19 protein-coding genes are annotated in these 15,853 nt (G+C 60.7%); 4 read left to right on the top strand and 15 right to left on the bottom strand.

The window, feature by feature from the left end:
* Positions 1-39: 39 nt before the first annotated feature.
* The 5 genes from AB870_RS20865 to AB870_RS20845 form a co-directional block, all read right to left on the bottom strand.
* Positions 40-294 carry a hypothetical protein gene (locus tag AB870_RS20865; RefSeq protein WP_047906144.1) on the bottom strand — a complete coding sequence of 85 codons (255 nt, stop codon included), beginning with the start codon at positions 292-294 and terminating at the stop codon, positions 40-42.
* A gap of 17 nt (positions 295-311) precedes the next feature.
* Positions 312-575 carry a hypothetical protein gene (locus tag AB870_RS20860; protein WP_047906143.1) on the bottom strand — a complete coding sequence of 88 codons (264 nt, stop codon included), beginning with the start codon at positions 573-575 and terminating at the stop codon, positions 312-314.
* Between the two features lie 25 nt (positions 576-600).
* A complete protein-coding gene (locus AB870_RS20855; protein ID WP_047908514.1) occupies positions 601-897 on the bottom strand; it encodes a hypothetical protein in 297 nt (98 codons plus the stop codon).
* Between the two features lie 116 nt (positions 898-1,013).
* Positions 1,014-1,622, bottom strand: coding sequence for a hypothetical protein (locus tag AB870_RS27475; RefSeq protein WP_335645722.1), 609 nt, complete (start codon positions 1,620-1,622; stop codon positions 1,014-1,016).
* Positions 1,623-1,647: 25 nt separating this feature from the next.
* Positions 1,648-1,863: a hypothetical protein gene (locus tag AB870_RS20845; protein WP_047906142.1), complete on the bottom strand. Its 216-nt coding sequence runs from the start codon at positions 1,861-1,863 to the stop codon at positions 1,648-1,650.
* A gap of 80 nt (positions 1,864-1,943) precedes the next feature.
* Here AB870_RS20845 and AB870_RS25765 point away from each other — a divergent pair, with 80 nt between their 5' ends.
* Complete coding sequence (locus tag AB870_RS25765; RefSeq protein WP_335645721.1) at positions 1,944-2,309, top strand: helix-turn-helix domain-containing protein; 366 nt, start codon at positions 1,944-1,946, stop codon at positions 2,307-2,309.
* Between the two features lie 208 nt (positions 2,310-2,517).
* Here AB870_RS25765 and AB870_RS20840 read toward each other — a convergent pair whose 3' ends face one another.
* The 3 genes from AB870_RS20840 to AB870_RS20830 form a co-directional block, all read right to left on the bottom strand.
* A complete protein-coding gene (locus AB870_RS20840; protein WP_047906141.1) occupies positions 2,518-3,573 on the bottom strand; it encodes an IS481 family transposase in 1,056 nt (351 codons plus the stop codon).
* A gap of 106 nt (positions 3,574-3,679) precedes the next feature.
* Entirely contained in the window at positions 3,680-4,363 is a 684-nt protein-coding gene (locus AB870_RS20835) for a phospholipase D family protein (RefSeq protein ID WP_047906140.1), read from the bottom strand.
* A gap of 250 nt (positions 4,364-4,613) precedes the next feature.
* Entirely contained in the window at positions 4,614-4,910 is a 297-nt protein-coding gene (locus tag AB870_RS20830; RefSeq protein WP_047906139.1) for a hypothetical protein, read from the bottom strand.
* 913 nt (positions 4,911-5,823) lie between these two features.
* Here AB870_RS20830 and AB870_RS25760 point away from each other — a divergent pair.
* A protein-coding gene (locus AB870_RS25760; RefSeq protein ID WP_418303967.1) for an IS5 family transposase occupies positions 5,824-6,622 on the top strand; the annotation gives its coding sequence in 2 pieces (ribosomal slippage) (positions 5,824-6,095 and positions 6,094-6,622; 801 coding nt in all).
* A 127-nt stretch (positions 6,623-6,749) separates the two neighbouring features.
* On the opposite strand, the gene AB870_RS20815 is transcribed toward AB870_RS25760, so the two are convergent.
* Both AB870_RS20815 and AB870_RS20810 read right to left on the bottom strand, forming a co-directional pair.
* Complete coding sequence (locus AB870_RS20815; protein ID WP_047906138.1) at positions 6,750-7,139, bottom strand: VOC family protein; 390 nt, start codon at positions 7,137-7,139, stop codon at positions 6,750-6,752.
* Positions 7,140-7,142: 3 nt separating this feature from the next.
* On the bottom strand, positions 7,143-8,219 hold the full coding sequence (locus AB870_RS20810; RefSeq protein WP_047906137.1) for a zinc-binding dehydrogenase: 1,077 nt from the start codon (positions 8,217-8,219) through the stop codon (positions 7,143-7,145).
* A 111-nt stretch (positions 8,220-8,330) separates the two neighbouring features.
* Here AB870_RS20810 and AB870_RS20805 point away from each other — a divergent pair, with 111 nt between their 5' ends.
* Positions 8,331-9,278, top strand: a complete 948-nt coding sequence (locus AB870_RS20805) for an AraC family transcriptional regulator (protein WP_047908510.1) — start codon at positions 8,331-8,333, stop codon at positions 9,276-9,278.
* Between the two features lie 19 nt (positions 9,279-9,297).
* Positions 9,298-9,612: a porin family protein gene (locus AB870_RS20800; RefSeq protein WP_047906136.1), complete on the top strand. Its 315-nt coding sequence runs from the start codon at positions 9,298-9,300 to the stop codon at positions 9,610-9,612.
* A gap of 123 nt (positions 9,613-9,735) precedes the next feature.
* Here the strand turns inward: AB870_RS20800 and AB870_RS20795 are convergent, their stop codons facing one another.
* From AB870_RS20795 to AB870_RS20775, 5 genes are all read right to left on the bottom strand, one after another.
* Positions 9,736-10,614, bottom strand: coding sequence for an alpha/beta fold hydrolase (locus AB870_RS20795; RefSeq protein WP_047906135.1), 879 nt, complete (start codon positions 10,612-10,614; stop codon positions 9,736-9,738).
* Between the two features lie 114 nt (positions 10,615-10,728).
* Positions 10,729-12,000: a 3-(3-hydroxy-phenyl)propionate transporter MhpT gene (gene mhpT, locus AB870_RS20790; RefSeq protein WP_047906134.1), complete on the bottom strand. Its 1,272-nt coding sequence runs from the start codon at positions 11,998-12,000 to the stop codon at positions 10,729-10,731.
* A 50-nt stretch (positions 12,001-12,050) separates the two neighbouring features.
* Complete coding sequence (gene mhpD / locus AB870_RS20785; protein ID WP_047906133.1) at positions 12,051-12,836, bottom strand: 2-keto-4-pentenoate hydratase; 786 nt, start codon at positions 12,834-12,836, stop codon at positions 12,051-12,053.
* Positions 12,837-12,853: 17 nt separating this feature from the next.
* Positions 12,854-13,813, bottom strand: a complete 960-nt coding sequence (locus tag AB870_RS20780) for a 3-carboxyethylcatechol 2,3-dioxygenase (protein WP_047906132.1) — start codon at positions 13,811-13,813, stop codon at positions 12,854-12,856.
* A 2-nt stretch (positions 13,814-13,815) separates the two neighbouring features.
* Positions 13,816-15,657, bottom strand: coding sequence for a bifunctional 3-(3-hydroxy-phenyl)propionate/3-hydroxycinnamic acid hydroxylase (locus tag AB870_RS20775; protein ID WP_047906131.1), 1,842 nt, complete (start codon positions 15,655-15,657; stop codon positions 13,816-13,818).
* Positions 15,658-15,853 lie beyond the last annotated feature (196 nt).

Here is a 15,853-nt window from a genome sequence, read left to right as displayed (position 1 = left end):
CTCCTTCGAGTGATGCCGGAATGCGTCCGGCGCGCTGGCTTATCCTCGGCGTATGAAGCCGAGAATTGCGCCCAAATGAGCACTCACGACGTACAACCCGACAACCATCGTGAATGCCAAAGTCCAGAAACCCGCCATCTGTGGGGTGTCTAGCGGCGTTTCGTTGGTACTCGGTGCGATCTGGGTAACGCGTGTGATGGCGAATTGCTGACCGTTCTCCGGCGGGCATAGCTGACGGTCCAGCGGTGTGGTCGTCATCGAGTTGCGAAGGGGCTTGCAGGTCAGCAGCTGCATCGATTGATTCGTCACCGTTAGCCCCCGCGATTGATGTTCTTGAGGATCTGCCACGCGAACTTGGAGCAGGCCGGTTGCGCCAGTTCGTGCGCCTCGTAGGCGAGATCAAGCGCACCGGCAAGCACCTGCACGGTTTCGTACAGCAGTGCGGATGCTTCAAGCATGCGGGCGAAGCGTTCGGTATCGGGGACGTTGAGTCCGCCGACGCGCGCAATGCACATGCACGTTCCGTCGGTGGCGGTCACGGTGCGGTTGACGAGTTCGGTCGTGGGGGCTGTCATATCGGGACCTATGCGGTTGCGGCAATCACCGGCGCGTGCGCGACTTGTTCATCGCGGCGCGGATGCTTGCGGGGATCAAATGGCCGTCGTAATCCATGATTCGCGCGATGAGCGAACGCATGGTTTTGCAGACGAACTGGATGCCGTCAGGACGTGTCCAGATGAAGCCTTTACCGGCCTTGATGAGACGCCGCAGGTACAGCTTGAGGCGCAGTTGTCTCCACGGACGTTGTGAAGCGAGGGGAGGGCGCGGGATACGCCGTTGCTTAGTTCGTGCGGGGCAAAAGCCGCCGAACAGATCGAGAGACAGTTGGTGAAGCATCGCAACCCCCAATCCCATCACGGCATTCCTGCGGTGACGGTGCAAAGAACCTGGCGGGGGGCCGGATTTAACTACAGGTGGTCGTCGCTTAATTGGACGACGTGAGATGACGCAAATTACGCAGCAGCAGCGGCCGCAGCTTTCGGTGTGGCGGTCGGGCGTGTACTACTTACGTAGGGCTGCAACGCTACAATGCGCGGAACTAGAGCGCCGTCCATCGATTGCGCCATCGCCATCTCTGCGAAGTACTCGCCTTTGCCGGTTTCTTTGGCGATTTCAGGCAGTGGAACTGTGCCAACAACGGCGCGGTCGCCGTCGGGCGTCGCTTGCCAGAGGACACACTGCGCGGTGCGCATGTCGTACGGGCGCCCCGTCTTGCTGGAGATGCCCTCACGGCGGACGACGCTAAGGATGGTGAGTTTCTGCTTCTTGACCGGGGCTGAGGGGCGGGTGCCGTCGCCGTAGGGCTGCAATGCGACGAGGCGGGGAACAAGCTGACCCTCCATCGACCGCATAAGGATGAAGTCCGCGAGGTATTCGCCTTTGCCTGCGTCCTTGAGGGTATCGGGGAGCGTGATGGTGCCGACTACGGCGTCTTCACCTTCACTCGTGTTCTGCCAGAGAACGCACTCCGCGATACGCATGTCGTAGTGACGGCCTGTCTTAGTGGATATGCCCTCGCGTCGGGTGACGTCGAGGATTGTGAGTTTCTGTTTGCTGGTCATAGCGTGGCCCTCAGATGGGGGGAGGTTAGTGACGGACTGCCTCGGACGGGATGATCTCGACGGGACTGTCATCGTTTTTCGCGCCGTAGCTGTGAAGAACCATGCCCCACACGCGCTCCGCTTGTTCCAGTCGGGCCTCCCTCGTACGGAGGTTGGACGGGCCGCAGATGGTTAGCGTTGTGCGGACGTAGCCGTCGTCTAGGTCCTTGTAGCTGATGGTGAGTTTTGGTTTGGTGGTCATGCAATGGTCTCCAGTTGATATTGAGAACAATTGCTCTCATGTAAAAGTATAGAGATCGTTTGATCTCATAGATATGGGATATGTCCGAGATGTTAGACGTCGGCAACCGCTTGAGAGACGAGCGCAAGCGCCTAGGCCTGAATCAAGAGGAGTTCGCCTTAGCAGGAGGTGTGACTAGGCGTGCGCAGACGACGTATGAGAGTGGGAGAAGAGTTCCAGATGCTCGATATCTAAGCGCTGTCGCCCGCCTGGGCGTGGACGTGCAATACGTCCTTACAGGGGCCCGCGCTGTAGCCGTAGAGAGCAATCTTTCCCCGGACGAGAGGGCACTACTCGATAACTATCGTCACAGCCATCGAGAAGACCAAGCAGCACTACGGAGGATGGGACTTGCTATGTCGAAACCGACCCCGAGCAAGAGAAACGGAACGACCGGCGGCGAATAAGCGTTCTGCGCAGATACTTCCGCTTTCTAAGGGGCGAGGATTTGCCTGGCGCGATGAGTAAGGGACGAAAAAGACGGAAGCGTTTGTGACGATGAGAAGCCATTAGCTTCTCATCGTCACGCGTCTTCAGGACTAGATCGTGAAGTTCTCAGGCCATAGAAAGTAAGCTGTATTAGCTGAGACTTGATCTGACAGGTAGTCGGAAGGATTAAGCGGTCACGGCAGCTGAATGAGGAATGAGTTTCTCCTTGGCGAGCGAGAGAGAATCGAGGAAAGTCTGCATGGGCGTCTTGCCATAGCACCATCGACCTTGATGTTCTCGCCGCGTGTTGTACTCGTCAAGCCAGTGGTCGAGGTCGGCCTGCAGTGCGGGGATGCAGTCGTAGATTTTCCTGCGAAAGGCGATGCGATAGAACTCGTTGAGCATCGTCTTGTGCAACCGCTCGACGATACCGTTGGTCTGGGGCGACCTGGCCCGAGTACGGGTGTGGTCGATGTTTTCCACCGCCAGATAGAGCTCATACTCGTGATGCTCGGGGTTACCGCAATATTCGGTGCCACGATCGGTCAGGATGCGCATAAGCGGGATGCCGTGGCTATCGAAGAAGGGCAGAACGCGGTCGTTGAGCAGATCAGCCGCCGGCAGTGGCGTCTTGCGATCGTAGAGCTTGGCGAATGCGACCTTCGAGTAGGTATCGACGAACGTCTGCTGGTAGACCCGGCCCACCCCTTTGAGCGTGCCGACGTAGAAGGTGTCCTGAGCGCCGCAGTAGCCGGGACACTCTGACTCGAATTCGCCGTGCGTTTCTTTCTCAAGCTTGGCCCGCTCGAGCGAGGCGAGCTGGGTCTCGGTGAGCACCAGCCCTTCCTGCGCAGATTTGGCCTCCAACGCCGTCAGGCGTTTGTTCATGGTCTCGAGGTCGTGACGTAGCCAGATGCTGCGCACGCCCTGAGGCGAGACGTGCAGCGCATGACGCTTGAGCACCTCATTGGCGATGCGGATCTGGCCGTACGCGGGCAACTCCAGGGCCAGCTCGACCACTGCGGCTTCGACCTGCGGATCCACGCGATTCTTGGGCTGCGGGCGCCGCCGAGAGATTTCCTGCAGGGCGGCTTCGCCGCCCGTCTCGTACAGTTCTTTGAATCGGTAAAAACTGTCGCGTGAATAGCCCATCACGCGACACGCTTGACTGACATTACCGAGCTGGCGGGCTAGCTCGAGAATTCCGACTTTGGCACGAATGACTTTCTGATCTTGCGTCATGGTGGACTCCTTGCGGTTCAGGGACCGCAACGTTGCCGTCACTGGATGCGACGAACAACGCTGTGCCCCGGGAGAAACCGACAGCTGTCAGATTTAGTCTAGGCTATTACAAGTAAGCACCGTGGCGGGATTTCGGCACGAACACTATGCCGGAATTTTCACCCAGAGCAGAAAGGACATGCTCACCGTTTATCAAATCAAAGTACCCAGCACTCACAGCCCGGTCCAAAAGTTCGTTCGTCGGTATTCCAAGGCGCCTACTAAGCTTGGACGAAGTGAGCTTCGCTATTACTCCCCCGGCGATGCTGTTATCTGGCCGCACATCTTCGACGACTTCTCCGTTGGGGCGCTCGAGTGAGATACGTACTTCTTCGCTAATGCGAATTATTCGTTGAGCCTCTTCATACACATCTCGATATAAGTCTGCGTCTTCCGATCTCCGAATGAGCACCCCCATCTCGTTGTTATTGATCTGACTAAATTCGTAGAGATTTAGGCTCGTAACGACGCATAATTCTTCGCTTATGTAGCACTTGGCATGCAAGTTTTTGCAGTAGCTAGTGCGAATGTAGGTAAGTTCCTTAAGCCATTCGATCTCCGGGGGCTGCAACTCGCTCTTGCCGTAGACGAGCCTAACGTCAATTTTGAGACGGTTCTTGTCTGCAAGTAGCTCTTTTATTCGGTCATTGAGCTTAAGGAACGGACTGATCAGAATCACTCGGTCAACGGCTTCTTTGATCAACTCCTCAAGAAAATAGTTTGTTGCACTCGTGTTCAAAAATTTTGCCACTTAATCCCTCACTGAAGCGAGTAAGCGGGGGGCACTTAAATGGTTAAGAGGTTGAAGGCCCTCGACGGCTTCATCGGCGCGTCGCAGGAAATGGGCGCCGTATCCAAAACTACCTCGCAAATATCGGCTTCGTTCTAGGCTTTGGTGAGTGAAGTATGTAGTTCGGACTGAAGATTTGACCTAAGAAGTCCTGCCGCAGACTACGGAGAGTGGCGTGCGGGGACCGCCGTTCTTGACGGCCCCGTAGAGCTTACCCCTTCACCTCAGGCGGCAATCCTTTGCCCGGCGAATAAAGAATGACGCTGGGACTAGCCAATCGGTCAGACGAGACTACGGCGTGCGCGAACGTGTCGAAGTAGATCGCATGTTCGGGATCGGTAACCGGTGCCTTCTTTATCTCCTTCGCGGACTCATCCCACACGAACCCAAGGTACTTCCTGTGTTCGTAGAACCAGACAACATGCCCTTCGCGTGCCAGTGTCTCGGGGATGTCGAATCCACCTTCTCCTCCATTTGCACAGCCCTTTCCGTCATTTGAAATGCTCATCAAGGTCTCCTGTGATTTGCGTGGATTTAGCCGATAAGTTGGCTAGATCCATCATCGCAGCAGTATCGGGCCTTGAGTTTCAGCAACTTCCGAATAAATCTTCCGATGCGTCGACTCTCGAAATGTGTCGGTAGACATCGAAAACGTTCATGGCGTATGCCCCGCCGGATGCGTATCCCTCCCCCACACCCAATGCTTTGCGCCGGGGCGAGATACTGGCTAAAACGCTCCGCAAACAATTTTTTCACTCAGGAACCACGGAGATTTTCGAGCGATGTCTGGTTACCGTTTGCGAACCTATCAAGCACCGTTGAAATCCTAAACGCCCCAGCTAATTTTGGGATTGGGATGTATACCGTTCAAAAGATTATCGATTCTAAGCCGCCTGCGTCGGCTGCTTCGTCGTCGGAGACGCAAAAGCAATTTGGCGCTTCGGGTCTTCGATCGTCCGACGACCTATTACAACCAAAAACAATTTAGAAGTCGCCGGTAGAGACTTCCGCTAACTCGTTGGCAAGGACGATTGAAGCACGGCCGACGCGTCTCCCCGTTCTACAATCGGCTTCCGCCGCACGGACAGGCGTGCACTTGCGGCCGCTGCGATTACGTGCGAAGTAGAACAAAAATACGGGGGGCATTGTTGATTTCAAAAGATTTCTTCAGGGCTTTGTAATCATCAGGCGCCGGGTTTGAGTCCTGCAGCCGCACCAATACCGAAGCGGATCCCAGAGATGGGCCCCGCTTTTTTTGTTCTACGTTTAGATCAATCCTCTACGAACGGCATTCGTTGTTGTTGAAGAATGCCGCGCGGTAGATGAACCTCTAAGTGGCGGCTGTTTCGTGCGGACGCGGCGACCTTGTGGGTCTCTTAGAACGTGTTTGCGATCTTCTGGTCATCCCTGATAATTCGAGGATGACGAGAAAGAAATACGCGAGTGACATAAGCCGAGAGAAGTTCTCGGAGATCGAGCCGCTGTTGCGCAGCGTGCGCCGGCGCACGAAGCCCACGACGGTGGACTTGTACGAGGTGTTTTGCGCGGTGCTGTATCTGTTGCGTACAGGTTGCCAATGGCGCTTCTTGCCCAGCGAGTTTCCCAAGTGGCAAACCGTCTACGCGTATTTCAGCAAATGGAGTCAGCCTGACCAGCACGGCGTGAGCGTGCTGGAGCAGGCACTCAAAAAATCAGGTTGGCGCGGCGCGCACAAGACAGGGACGCAGCGCCAGCACGACGTTCTTGATCGTGGACGCGCAGAGCGTGAAGAACACTGACACGGCAGCGCATAAGGGTTATGACGCGGGCAAGAAGGTGTCGGGCATCAAGCGTCATATTGCCGTAGACACGCAGGGCTTGCCGCACGCCGTGGCGGTAACCACTGCCGAGGTGACCGATCGCAAAGGAGCGTTGCTGGCGTTCGAGCACGGCAAGCCTCGCTTGGGACAGGTGCAAAGTGTGCTGGTCGATGGCGGTTACGTGGGCGAACCCTTCGCGCAGGGCGTGCGCGAGATCTTGGGCGAGCGGGTCACGGTGCAGATCGCCAAACGCAGCGAACTGCATACTTTCAAGGTCCTGCCGCAGCGTTGGGTCGTCGAGCGCAGTTTCGCCTGGCTGGAGAAGAACCGGCGCTTATGGAAGAACTGTGAGCGTTTGCTCAACACCAGCTTGCAGTTTGTCCATCTCGCCTTTTTGGCACTGCTGCTCAGGAGATCGTAAACCGGCTCTTACATGCCCGTCTCATTGCTCACGCCAGATGATCTGCGCACTGATCGACCAAGGCCGAAGGCTGCGGCCGCCACCTTCCCGAGTCGACAGGATGTTGTCGTGTGCTCATGATCGTTTCCTAATGATCTGTGAGCTGTGCCACCGATTCGGGGGCTTCGTAGTACTCGACAATCAGACCGTCGGGATGTTGCGCGACCAGATTGCGGCCTCCCGCGGCGCTGTCATGCGGCGCATTCAAAATCTGCGCGCCCTGCATGACGAGAGACGTCAGGGCGGCATCCAGCGAGTCGACCGTCAGCACGGCGCTAACGTGGCAGATCGGGGCGATGACTTCGCGCTCACCGCCGAGAATGATGAAGCCGCCGACAACCGCCACCGTTATGCCGGCGCTTGGCAGCGTGATGCGCAGCGCGCAGGTCGTCGTCTGGAGCTTCTCGTAGAAAGTGATTGTGGCGTCGAGCTGTTGCGGAGTCACATATAGCCGGAACGCCTGACGAACAATTCGCATGGCTCACCCCCCGTGCTGCATCACAACACATTCGAAGTTGCTCGCCCGACCCGCCAGCGCCATCCCCTGTGGTAACTCCGACAAAGGCAGGACCTGCGGACGAAGGACGCTCAGGTCGATCTGTCCGGATCGGATCAGGTCGAGCAAGCGTCGATAGGCGTGACGGGGGTACATGAAATTTCCGATCACCTCCCACCCGTTCATCATCAGTTCGAGATAAGAAAGCGGCAGCGGCGCTGTCATCGAGCCCATCAACACCAGACGCCCCTGGTAGCGCAGGCTACGCATTGCCGCCAGCGTCATGTTGGGGTCCGTGGCGCCGCCCACCATGTCGAACGCGAGATGTGCGCCGCCCGCGGCCGCCTCGCGAATCTTCGCGGCGTCGGCCGCGATGTCGCCGCTGACCGCGACAGGCACGACACGCGGGCCACCCACATAGGCGAGCGCACTCAGGGCATCGGCGTTGCGCCCGACGGCAACCACACGCGCCGCGCCCATGGCAAGGCCCACGAGCACCGCGGCGGTGCCGTAGGCGCCCGTCGCCCCGGAGACGACGAGGGTCTCACCTGCGGTCAACCGGCCACGCAACAACCCGCCGTATGGCACCAAGTGCCGCGTGGTGGTGGCCAGCTCCGTAACATCGACGTCAGGCAGGTCGTCGACCACCGTGATCGCGGTCGCTGGCACCAGCGCATATTCGGCAAGAGTTCCGTCGGCCCAGTCGTTCTGCATCTTTTCGGCAATCGCGCCCATCGCGGTCACACCGAGCAGAAACTGCCCGGGCTCCTCCACGTTTTCCTGGGCAACGATGTACGACGAAATGACAACCCGTTGCCCCGGGCGGACATGCCACACGTCCGCGCCGACGGCGTGGACCACGCCGACACCGTTGCCTCCGGGAACGAACGGTTTGTCGGGGGCATGATAGATCGGCAGTTTTCCCTCGACGTACGGCGTCATGTACGACATCAGGGCCGAGGCCTCCATCCGCACCACGACACTTCCCGGACGCGCTTCCGGCACTGGCTTGTCGACCAGACGCAGCGCGCCCCCCAGCTTTTCGAGTTCCCACGCTTTCATCGCTTTTCCTTTGGTCGAGTCATCGATTGATCCGTCATGAAGGCAATGATGGCGTTTGCAGTCAGTATTTACTATTATCAAAAATACAAAATTCTTATTGGATCGTACAAAATGGACGCGCTTTCCGATGTGCTCTCGACATTGCGCGTGAGTAGCGCGCTGTCTTCACGGTTCGAGGGGCAGGGCGCGTGGGCCCTTCGTTTCCCGGCGTACAAGCACATCAAGTTCGGCAGTGTGCTGTCAGGGCAGGTCTACCTCTGGCCCGACGGCGACGCGCCGATCCGGCTGGAAGAAGGGGATTTTTATCTGTTGACGGATGGCCGTCCGTTTCATGTGGCAAGCGATCCGGCATGCAGACCGGGGGACGGCGTGAGTACTGTGCGCAGTCGTCGTGGTGCGGACGGTATCGCGCGTCATTACTGCGACGGCGAAGGCGTAGCGGTTGGTATGACCAGCGGCCGCTTCACGTTCGAGAATGATGTAAGCGACGTTCTGCTACGCCACCTGCCGCCATTGATTCATCTGCGTGCCAGCAATGTGGGATCCGGCGCGCTCGCTCATGTCCTGAGCCTGCTGCGGCTGGAGTCCAGTGACCTGCACATTGGGGGCGAGGTAGCGCGCAGCAGTCTCGCGGCGCTCGCGCTCGTGCATCTTCTGCGCGCTTACCTCGGCAAGTCGTCCGAGCCGGCCGGCTGGCTCGGTGCGTTGTCCGATGCAAAGATCGGCAAGGCACTGTCAGCGATGCATGAGGCGCCGGACAAGCGGTGGACAGTCGATAGTCTGGCCCGTACTGTCGCGATGTCGAGAACCGCGTTTGCCAACCGATTTCGCGAGCGTGTCGGGGAGACGCCGCTGGAGTATCTGAACCGCTGGCGCATGGTGCTGGCCCGAACCGCCTTGAAAGATACCGACGAGTCGCTCACGGAGATTGCGACAAAGATCGGGTATTTGTCCGACACCGCATTTAGCATTGCGTTTAAACGCAATGCTGGCGTTAGCCCCGGAAGATTCCGATCGACGGCAAAAGGACAGGCAATTCACCGCGCGGCAGACCTGTAGGACTACGACGTCTTCGGCTATGCCAACCGCCAATGGCGCGGCCGCCGCCCAAGGGCAAGTCGGCGTGACCTATCAATGGGATCCGCAAATGCAGGCGGGTATCGATGACATGTACATGAAGGGCAACGGCCATCCGGACAACAACCACGCACACCAAATCTCTACGATCCTCAACGACTTCCTGTCCAGGCGTACAAAGGTCTACACGGAGGTGGTGTATCAGCGCACGAATGCCAACGCTCAGGCATTGATAAGCGGTATTGTCGAGCCGGACGGCACATCGAGCGGCCCCAGCCAGACAATCGCGCGCGTTGGTGTTCTGACCCGATTCTGACAACAGGCCAAAGCACGATGAGGTCGGCTATGCAAACGACTTCATCGCAAGCAATACGAGGCGGTGATCTGCGAGATCACCGCCAAAGCGCACGTTGTGGACGAACGGCCCGCCTGGCCTCGCTCAATGCTTCAAAAAGTCGATGACCATGCGGTTGAAGGCGTCGGCGTGTTCCCATTGGACCCAGTGGCCGCAGCGGTTGAACACATGCAACTGCGCGTTGGGCAGGCCGGCCAATAGACGCAGACCGACGTCCATCGGCACGAAGCGGTCTTCGCGGCCCCAGACGATCAGCGTCGGCGCGGTGATTTCGCCCAGGCGAGCCCCATAGTCCGTGAACTGTTTCGGATTCGCGGCAAGACTCTTCACGAAGTTCTCGAGGTGCTCGCGGCTCGCGAGCATGTTATCGAGGCGCGCTTGCATCAGGTCGTCCGTGATCGAACTGGCGTCGAAAACGAACACGTTCATCATGCGCTTCAGATTCTCGATGGTCGGTTCCTTGTACAGACCATTGAGCAACTTGATGCCCTCCGTCGGCATCGGCACGAACTGGCTCGGACCACCCGTGCCACCGCCCATCAGGATCAACTTGCCAACGCGCTCGGGATTCGACAGCGCGAACGCAACCGTGCTATGGCCGCCCATCGAATTGCCGATGATGTGCACGCGTTCGATATCCAGTGCGTCGAGCACCGCCTTCAACACTCGCCCGTTCAATTCCGAGCGCGAACCCGTGTTGACCACCGGCGCGCTCTTGCCCCAGCCGGGACAATCGACCAGCAACACGCGATAACCCGCATCGACGAGCGGCGCGACGTTGCGGTTGAAGTTGGCCCATCCCGTCGCTCCCGGCCCCGAGCCATGCAGCATCACCACGGTCTGCTCGCCGCTGCCGGCGTCGTTGTAGTGAATTCGGAACTCGGTGTCCGCATCGCGAACGGTGACAAAACGGCTCGTCGACGCTTCCGTGAGCGTCGCGGCTGCCGGTTGGGTTGCTGTCATGATGACTTCCTCTACGAATGTTGCTGATTCAAAACCAGAATGAGAATAAGGGCAGTCGCGACGGCATGTGGATCGTGCTGCCCCGAGTCGGCGCGCAAGCCGGACGACGACGGTTCAGCGTCCCGGCTGCGCGACACCCGCGACGAGACGCGGTGCAAAGGTGCCGACCACGGTCAGCGCGGCAATCGCGGCGACCACGATCAACGGAATGCTCGACGACACCAGCATCGACGCGCTTTGTCCGAGCGCGAACAACTGACCGGCAATCAGGGGCCCGAGAATCGACCCGAGGCGGCCGATGGCCACTGCCGCCCCCACCCCCGTGCCCCGGACTTCCGTGGGATATGCCTGCCCCGCCATCGAGTACAGCACCGACTGGCCGCCCACGAGGAACAGTCCGCAGAAAAACGCACCCGCCGCCATCGTCAGCGCGCCAATGGCGCTCGACAGACCCGCCAACGACAGCGCAATGCCCACATACATGCCGATCACCGTCAGACGAGGCGAGAAGCGGTCCATCACATTGGCAATGCCGATGGCGCCGATGCCCCCGCCGATGTTGAACATCATGATGGCAACGCCGGCCTGCGCGCGGGACAGTCCGTTCGCCACCACCATCGACGGCAGCCAGTTCATCAGGAAGTACAGCACGATGAGCGTGCCGAGATAACTGGTCCAAAGCGCCACGGTTGTGCGCGTACGGCCTTCACGCCAGAGCGCGTGCGTCACGCTGGGCGTGCTTGCGCTCTGGCTGGCGGCGACGGTGGCCGTGCGTGCCACCCGGCTTGCCACGAACTGCGCCGATTCGCGCAGGCACAGCCCGAGCAGCGGCACCATCAATAGTGGGCCGAAACCGCCGACGTAGAAGACATGACGCCAGCCCGCTTCGCTTGGGCTGACGATGCCGATGACGGCAGCCAGCGCGGCGCCGAACGGCATGCCGCAGTACATCGCCCCCACGGCGGTGTTTCGCTGGCGCTCCGGTGCCGCTTCCGCGCACAGTGCGATCAGGTTGGGCATGGCAGCGCCGAGGCCGAGACCCGTCAGAAAGCGCGCCGTCAGCAGCGACTCGAAATGCCAGACGTGCGCGGTGGCGAGCGAGAAAATCCCGAACAAGGCGACCGACAGCATCAGGACACGCTTGCGTCCCCATCGGTCGGCAAGGCGCCCGCCGAGTGCCGCGCCCGGGAGCAGGCCGATGGCGCCGGCGCTGAACGCCCAGCCCATTTGCGCAACCGAGAGTCCGAATTCCTTGGCGATGCGCGGTGCCGCCACGCCCGCGGATTGCAGGTCGAGGCCTTCAAGCAGTGCGATGGCAAGACATAGGCCGATGGTGGCGAGGTTGCCCTTGGGGCTCGTTGCGTGATGCGTTGTCGATGCGTTCATTGCTTTGTCTCCATTGTCTTCATATACGACGCTGACGCTGCGCCGATGCTTCAGGCGAAAACGGCCCGTACGCTGCCCATTCCTTCGATCTCCGTCACAAACGTTCCCGCTTCGGCGACAGGCACCATCGGGCCGAGCGCACCGGTGAGTACGACGTCGCCCGCGCGCAGCGGCGTACCCAGTTGCGCCATGCGGTCGGCAAGCCAGACGGCGGCGTTCAGCGGGTTGCCCAGACACGCCGCGCCGTTGCCGCGCGAGAGCACTTCGCCATCGCGCGAGAGGGTCATGGCGCAGGCCGCCAGATCGATGCCGGAGAGCTTCACCGGCCGGCTGCCGAGCACGAAACACGCACTGGAGGCGTTATCCGCCACGGTGTCGACGAAGCGGATGTTCCACTGCTCGATGCGGCTGTCGACGACCTCGATGGCGGCCACGGCGTACGCAGTGGCCCGCAGGATGTCGGCAAACGTATGCTTGCCGTGCGTCAGATCGCGTTCGAGCACGAGCGCGATTTCGGCTTCGACTTTGGGCTGAATGAGGGTCGCGAGCGGCACCGGCTGTGAGTCGCCGTAGGCCATGCTCGCGAAGAGCGCACCGAAGTCCGGCTGGTCCACGCCGAGTTGCTTCTGGACCGCGAGCGACGTAAGTCCTATCTTCCGGCCGACGATGCGCTCACCGCTGCTAACGCGTGCGTCGACGTTGAACTGCTGCACGGCATAGGCGCTGGCCATGTCGTCGAGTGCAATCTCGCCGCGCACGGGCGCGACGGGCCGGCGCGACGATTCGGCTTCACGCAGGCGGTGCGCCAGTGTCTGAATCAATGGGGAATTCGGCATGAATGGCTCCTCGGGATTTATGCTGCTGCGGCCAGGGACGCATGCGGCATGGCATGCATGGCGGCGAACCCGGCGATCCATTCGGGAATCGCGCGGTAGTAATCGACCGATGCGCGATAGTCGCCGTAGGCCGCGAGTGTTGCGAATGCGGCGACCCAGGTACGGATTTCGTGGGCCGACTTGCCGCCCTCGCGTGTGATCGTGTCGTTATCGATCTGATCGACGTCACGCAAATGGCCGCTCGAGAGCAATTCGAGAAATGCGCGATCCCACGACGGATTGAGCGGATGCAGGTGACTCTCGCCCGACGTAAAGGCCTTCGCGGCGGCGACCGTGCGGGCCTGTCGCGCCGCGCGCGACTCGGGCGACGGATTACGTCCGGCGATCAGGCGCTCGGCGACCTCTTCGGTGGCGCCGATCAGTTCGGGCACCGGTGGCTCGTGGGAAATACCACCCGAGCCCACGACCAGCACCCGCTTGTCCGTCCGTGCGAAATGGCGGCCGATGGCGTCGCCCAGCAGGCGCGCACGGCGCAGCGTCGCCATTGGCGGGGCCACGGAATTGATGAACACCGGCACCACAGGATAGGCGTCGAGCGCGCCGGTGAGGACTTCAAGCGCATAGGCGCAGCCGTGATCGACCTGCATGCGATAGGACAGTGCGACATCGATCTCCGATGCCAGCACGTCTTCGGTGAGCGCATGCGCCGTTTGCGGCGGCACCGGTAGCGTACCGGCCAGACTGTTGAAGTCGCCGATGGCCGTGGCCGCGGCACCGATGCAGAACGAGGGCATGACGTCGTAGAAGAAGCCGTTGAAATGATCCGGCGCAAACACCACGACAAGTTCGGGATCGAACGCCCGAACGCGTTCGCGAGCCTGTTCCTGCACCCGTTTCACTTCGGAGACGACGTCGTCGGCAGGATCGAAGTAGCCGTGCAACGGCGTGTGAGAAATACATTCGAGATGAATCGGCATGCTCAGGCTCCAACGGCTTTGGGCGATGTGACGGGGGCATCGGTGCGTGCGCATGCCGCGGTGGTTGTCACCAGGCGGACCGGGTCTTCGGCCAGCGCGACCTTGCTGGCGAGTTCGACGAGCGCGTCCGAGACTTCCTGCGGTGCGCAGACGCCGGCGACGAAGCGATCCGGGCGCAGCAGCACGACCGATTGCGCGCGTACGGCGAACCAGTCCTTCAGACGATTGAGCGGGTCGCCAATCGCAATGACGCCTGCGGGAACGTCGTCCGTATGCGCCATCTGCACGTCGGGCTTGGCGAGCACGAAACGCACGCCGAGCTTCTCGGCGACGGCGCGTGCTTGCGGCGTCAGCCCGAAGGTCGGGTCCGACCCCCATCCCAGCACGGCGAAGTGATTGCCGATGACGTCGTCCAGCCGCTTGATGTCGCCGTGACTGGTGCGCACGTTGGGCTGAATGAACAGACGCCCGACCGGCGAATCGACGAGCGGATCACGTCCATACACACGCCGCCCCAGCCATGAATCCCGCTTCTGACTCATCAGGCCCAGCAGACGCCCGGGCGCGGAGTTGCCCGAGCGCTCCAGCACACGGGCGAGCCATCCCCCCGAGTGCCGGGGCGGCGCAAGCAGCACGACGCCTTGCTCGTAGCGCGGCATCGGCTTGAAGCGCATCTCGACGAAATAGCGCCTGACCGACGGAAACAGGTTGAAGCTGCGCACGAAGGCGTCGCGAAACCGCACGCCGAAGCGCGTGGTCGGCGCGAAGATGTCGCCTGCGACTTCGGAGAGGTGGATCATCGAGCGCGCATGCGGGCGGCGCTCCGCCGTATAGGTGTCGAGCAGGCGCGCCGAACATTGCTCCTTGACGACCATCGCGAGTTTCCAGCCGAGGTTGTTGGCGTCGCGAATGCCGCTGTTGTAGCCCTGTCCCTGCCACACCGGCATGATGTGCGCGGCGTCGCCCGCCAGCAGCACACGGTCGACGCGAAAGGTCCGCGCCAGCCGGGCGTTGTGCGTGTAGACACGTTTGCGGATGTAATCGACCTTGTCCGGATGCGCGACCACTTTGCGAATCAGTGCGGCCATGTTCTCCGGCTTCGAGAGTTCCGCTTCGGTTTCGCCGGGCATCACCATGAATTCGAAGCGGCGAATGCCGTGCGGCAACGCAGCCGAAACGTAGGGACGTTTGTGATCGCAATGCAGATAAACGTGCGGCGTGCCCACCGGATCGTTACGGACGTCGACGACGATCCACTGATTCGGCTTCGTGCGGCCTTCGAACGGCACGTCGAGCATGCGACGGATCTGGCTGTTGCCGCCGTCGGCGCCCACGACGTAGGCGGCGCGCACGGTCCGTACCGCGCCCTCGGCGGTGCGCGCCGTCAGGGTCACGCCGCGGTTATCCTGCGCGAGCGCTTCGACGCTGTGACCGAACAGCACGTTCACATGCGCGAACCGGTCGAGTCCTTCGAACAGCACGCGATCCGCGAGCGGCTGGATGAAAGCGTTGCGGCGCGACCAGCCGAATTCGTCGGTGTGCGGTTCGATGGAGGCGAAGCAATGCCCGTCGCTCGTCATGAAGCGCATCCAGTGGTCGGGCGTCGTGTGCGGAAGCAGGGCGTCGGCGAGCCCGACGGCCTGGAATACTCGCAGCGCTTCGTCGTCGAGGCCGATGGCGCGCGGATAGTCGATGAGCCGCTCAAGTTTCTCGACGATCGTCACGCGCACGCCCTGCATGCCGAGGATGTTGGCGATCATTAGTCCGACCGGGCCGGCGCCGACGATGGCGACGTCTGTCGCGATGTCGGCCGGGGCGTGCGGTGCATTGACGGATGCAGTCATGTGTTCGCTCCTACGTTTCCTGAGCGCGAGCGCGCCCCTTCGCGCCAGTCCGGCGCGTTCGAATGACGTGCTGCGTTCGTTGATTCAATGGCGGCTCGTATCGACCGCCAATCGTTGGCTGGTATCGGCCGTCGAGCGATGCGCCTTTGCGGGCGTCGCTCGTGCACAAAGGAGGGGGTCTCCGTTAGCTCTGTGA

Origin of the sequence: Pandoraea faecigallinarum, from assembly GCF_001029105.3 — a bacterium.
Taxonomy (GTDB): domain Bacteria; phylum Pseudomonadota; class Gammaproteobacteria; order Burkholderiales; family Burkholderiaceae; genus Pandoraea; species Pandoraea faecigallinarum.
This window is presented reverse-complemented; position numbering and strand designations above follow the sequence as displayed.

Bases quoted from the DNA above. Each gene is read 5' to 3' on its own strand.
- AB870_RS20775 (WP_047906131.1), bottom strand. From the start codon at position 15,657: ATGACTGCATCCGTCAATGCACCGCACGCCCCGGCCGACATCGCGACA.
- AB870_RS20860 (WP_047906143.1), bottom strand. From the start codon at position 575: ATGACAGCCCCCACGACCGAACTCGTCAACCGCACCGTGACCGCCACC.
- AB870_RS20805 (WP_047908510.1), top strand. From the start codon at position 8,331: ATGGACGCGCTTTCCGATGTGCTCTCGACATTGCGCGTGAGTAGCGCG.
- mhpD (WP_047906133.1), bottom strand. From the start codon at position 12,836: ATGCCGAATTCCCCATTGATTCAGACACTGGCGCACCGCCTGCGTGAA.
- AB870_RS20830 (WP_047906139.1), bottom strand. From the start codon at position 4,910: ATGAGCATTTCAAATGACGGAAAGGGCTGTGCAAATGGAGGAGAAGGT.
- AB870_RS20795 (WP_047906135.1), bottom strand. From the start codon at position 10,614: ATGACAGCAACCCAACCGGCAGCCGCGACGCTCACGGAAGCGTCGACG.
- AB870_RS25765 (WP_335645721.1), top strand. From the start codon at position 1,944: ATGTCCGAGATGTTAGACGTCGGCAACCGCTTGAGAGACGAGCGCAAG.
- AB870_RS20810 (WP_047906137.1), bottom strand. From the start codon at position 8,219: ATGAAAGCGTGGGAACTCGAAAAGCTGGGGGGCGCGCTGCGTCTGGTC.
- AB870_RS20780 (WP_047906132.1), bottom strand. From the start codon at position 13,813: ATGCCGATTCATCTCGAATGTATTTCTCACACGCCGTTGCACGGCTAC.
- AB870_RS20840 (WP_047906141.1), bottom strand. From the start codon at position 3,573: ATGACGCAAGATCAGAAAGTCATTCGTGCCAAAGTCGGAATTCTCGAG.
- mhpT (WP_047906134.1), bottom strand. From the start codon at position 12,000: ATGAACGCATCGACAACGCATCACGCAACGAGCCCCAAGGGCAACCTC.
- AB870_RS20815 (WP_047906138.1), bottom strand. From the start codon at position 7,139: ATGCGAATTGTTCGTCAGGCGTTCCGGCTATATGTGACTCCGCAACAG.
- AB870_RS20855 (WP_047908514.1), bottom strand. From the start codon at position 897: ATGCTTCACCAACTGTCTCTCGATCTGTTCGGCGGCTTTTGCCCCGCA.
- AB870_RS27475 (WP_335645722.1), bottom strand. From the start codon at position 1,622: ATGACCAGCAAACAGAAACTCACAATCCTCGACGTCACCCGACGCGAG.
- AB870_RS20845 (WP_047906142.1), bottom strand. From the start codon at position 1,863: ATGACCACCAAACCAAAACTCACCATCAGCTACAAGGACCTAGACGAC.
- AB870_RS20800 (WP_047906136.1), top strand. From the start codon at position 9,298: ATGCCAACCGCCAATGGCGCGGCCGCCGCCCAAGGGCAAGTCGGCGTG.
- AB870_RS20865 (WP_047906144.1), bottom strand. From the start codon at position 294: ATGCAGCTGCTGACCTGCAAGCCCCTTCGCAACTCGATGACGACCACA.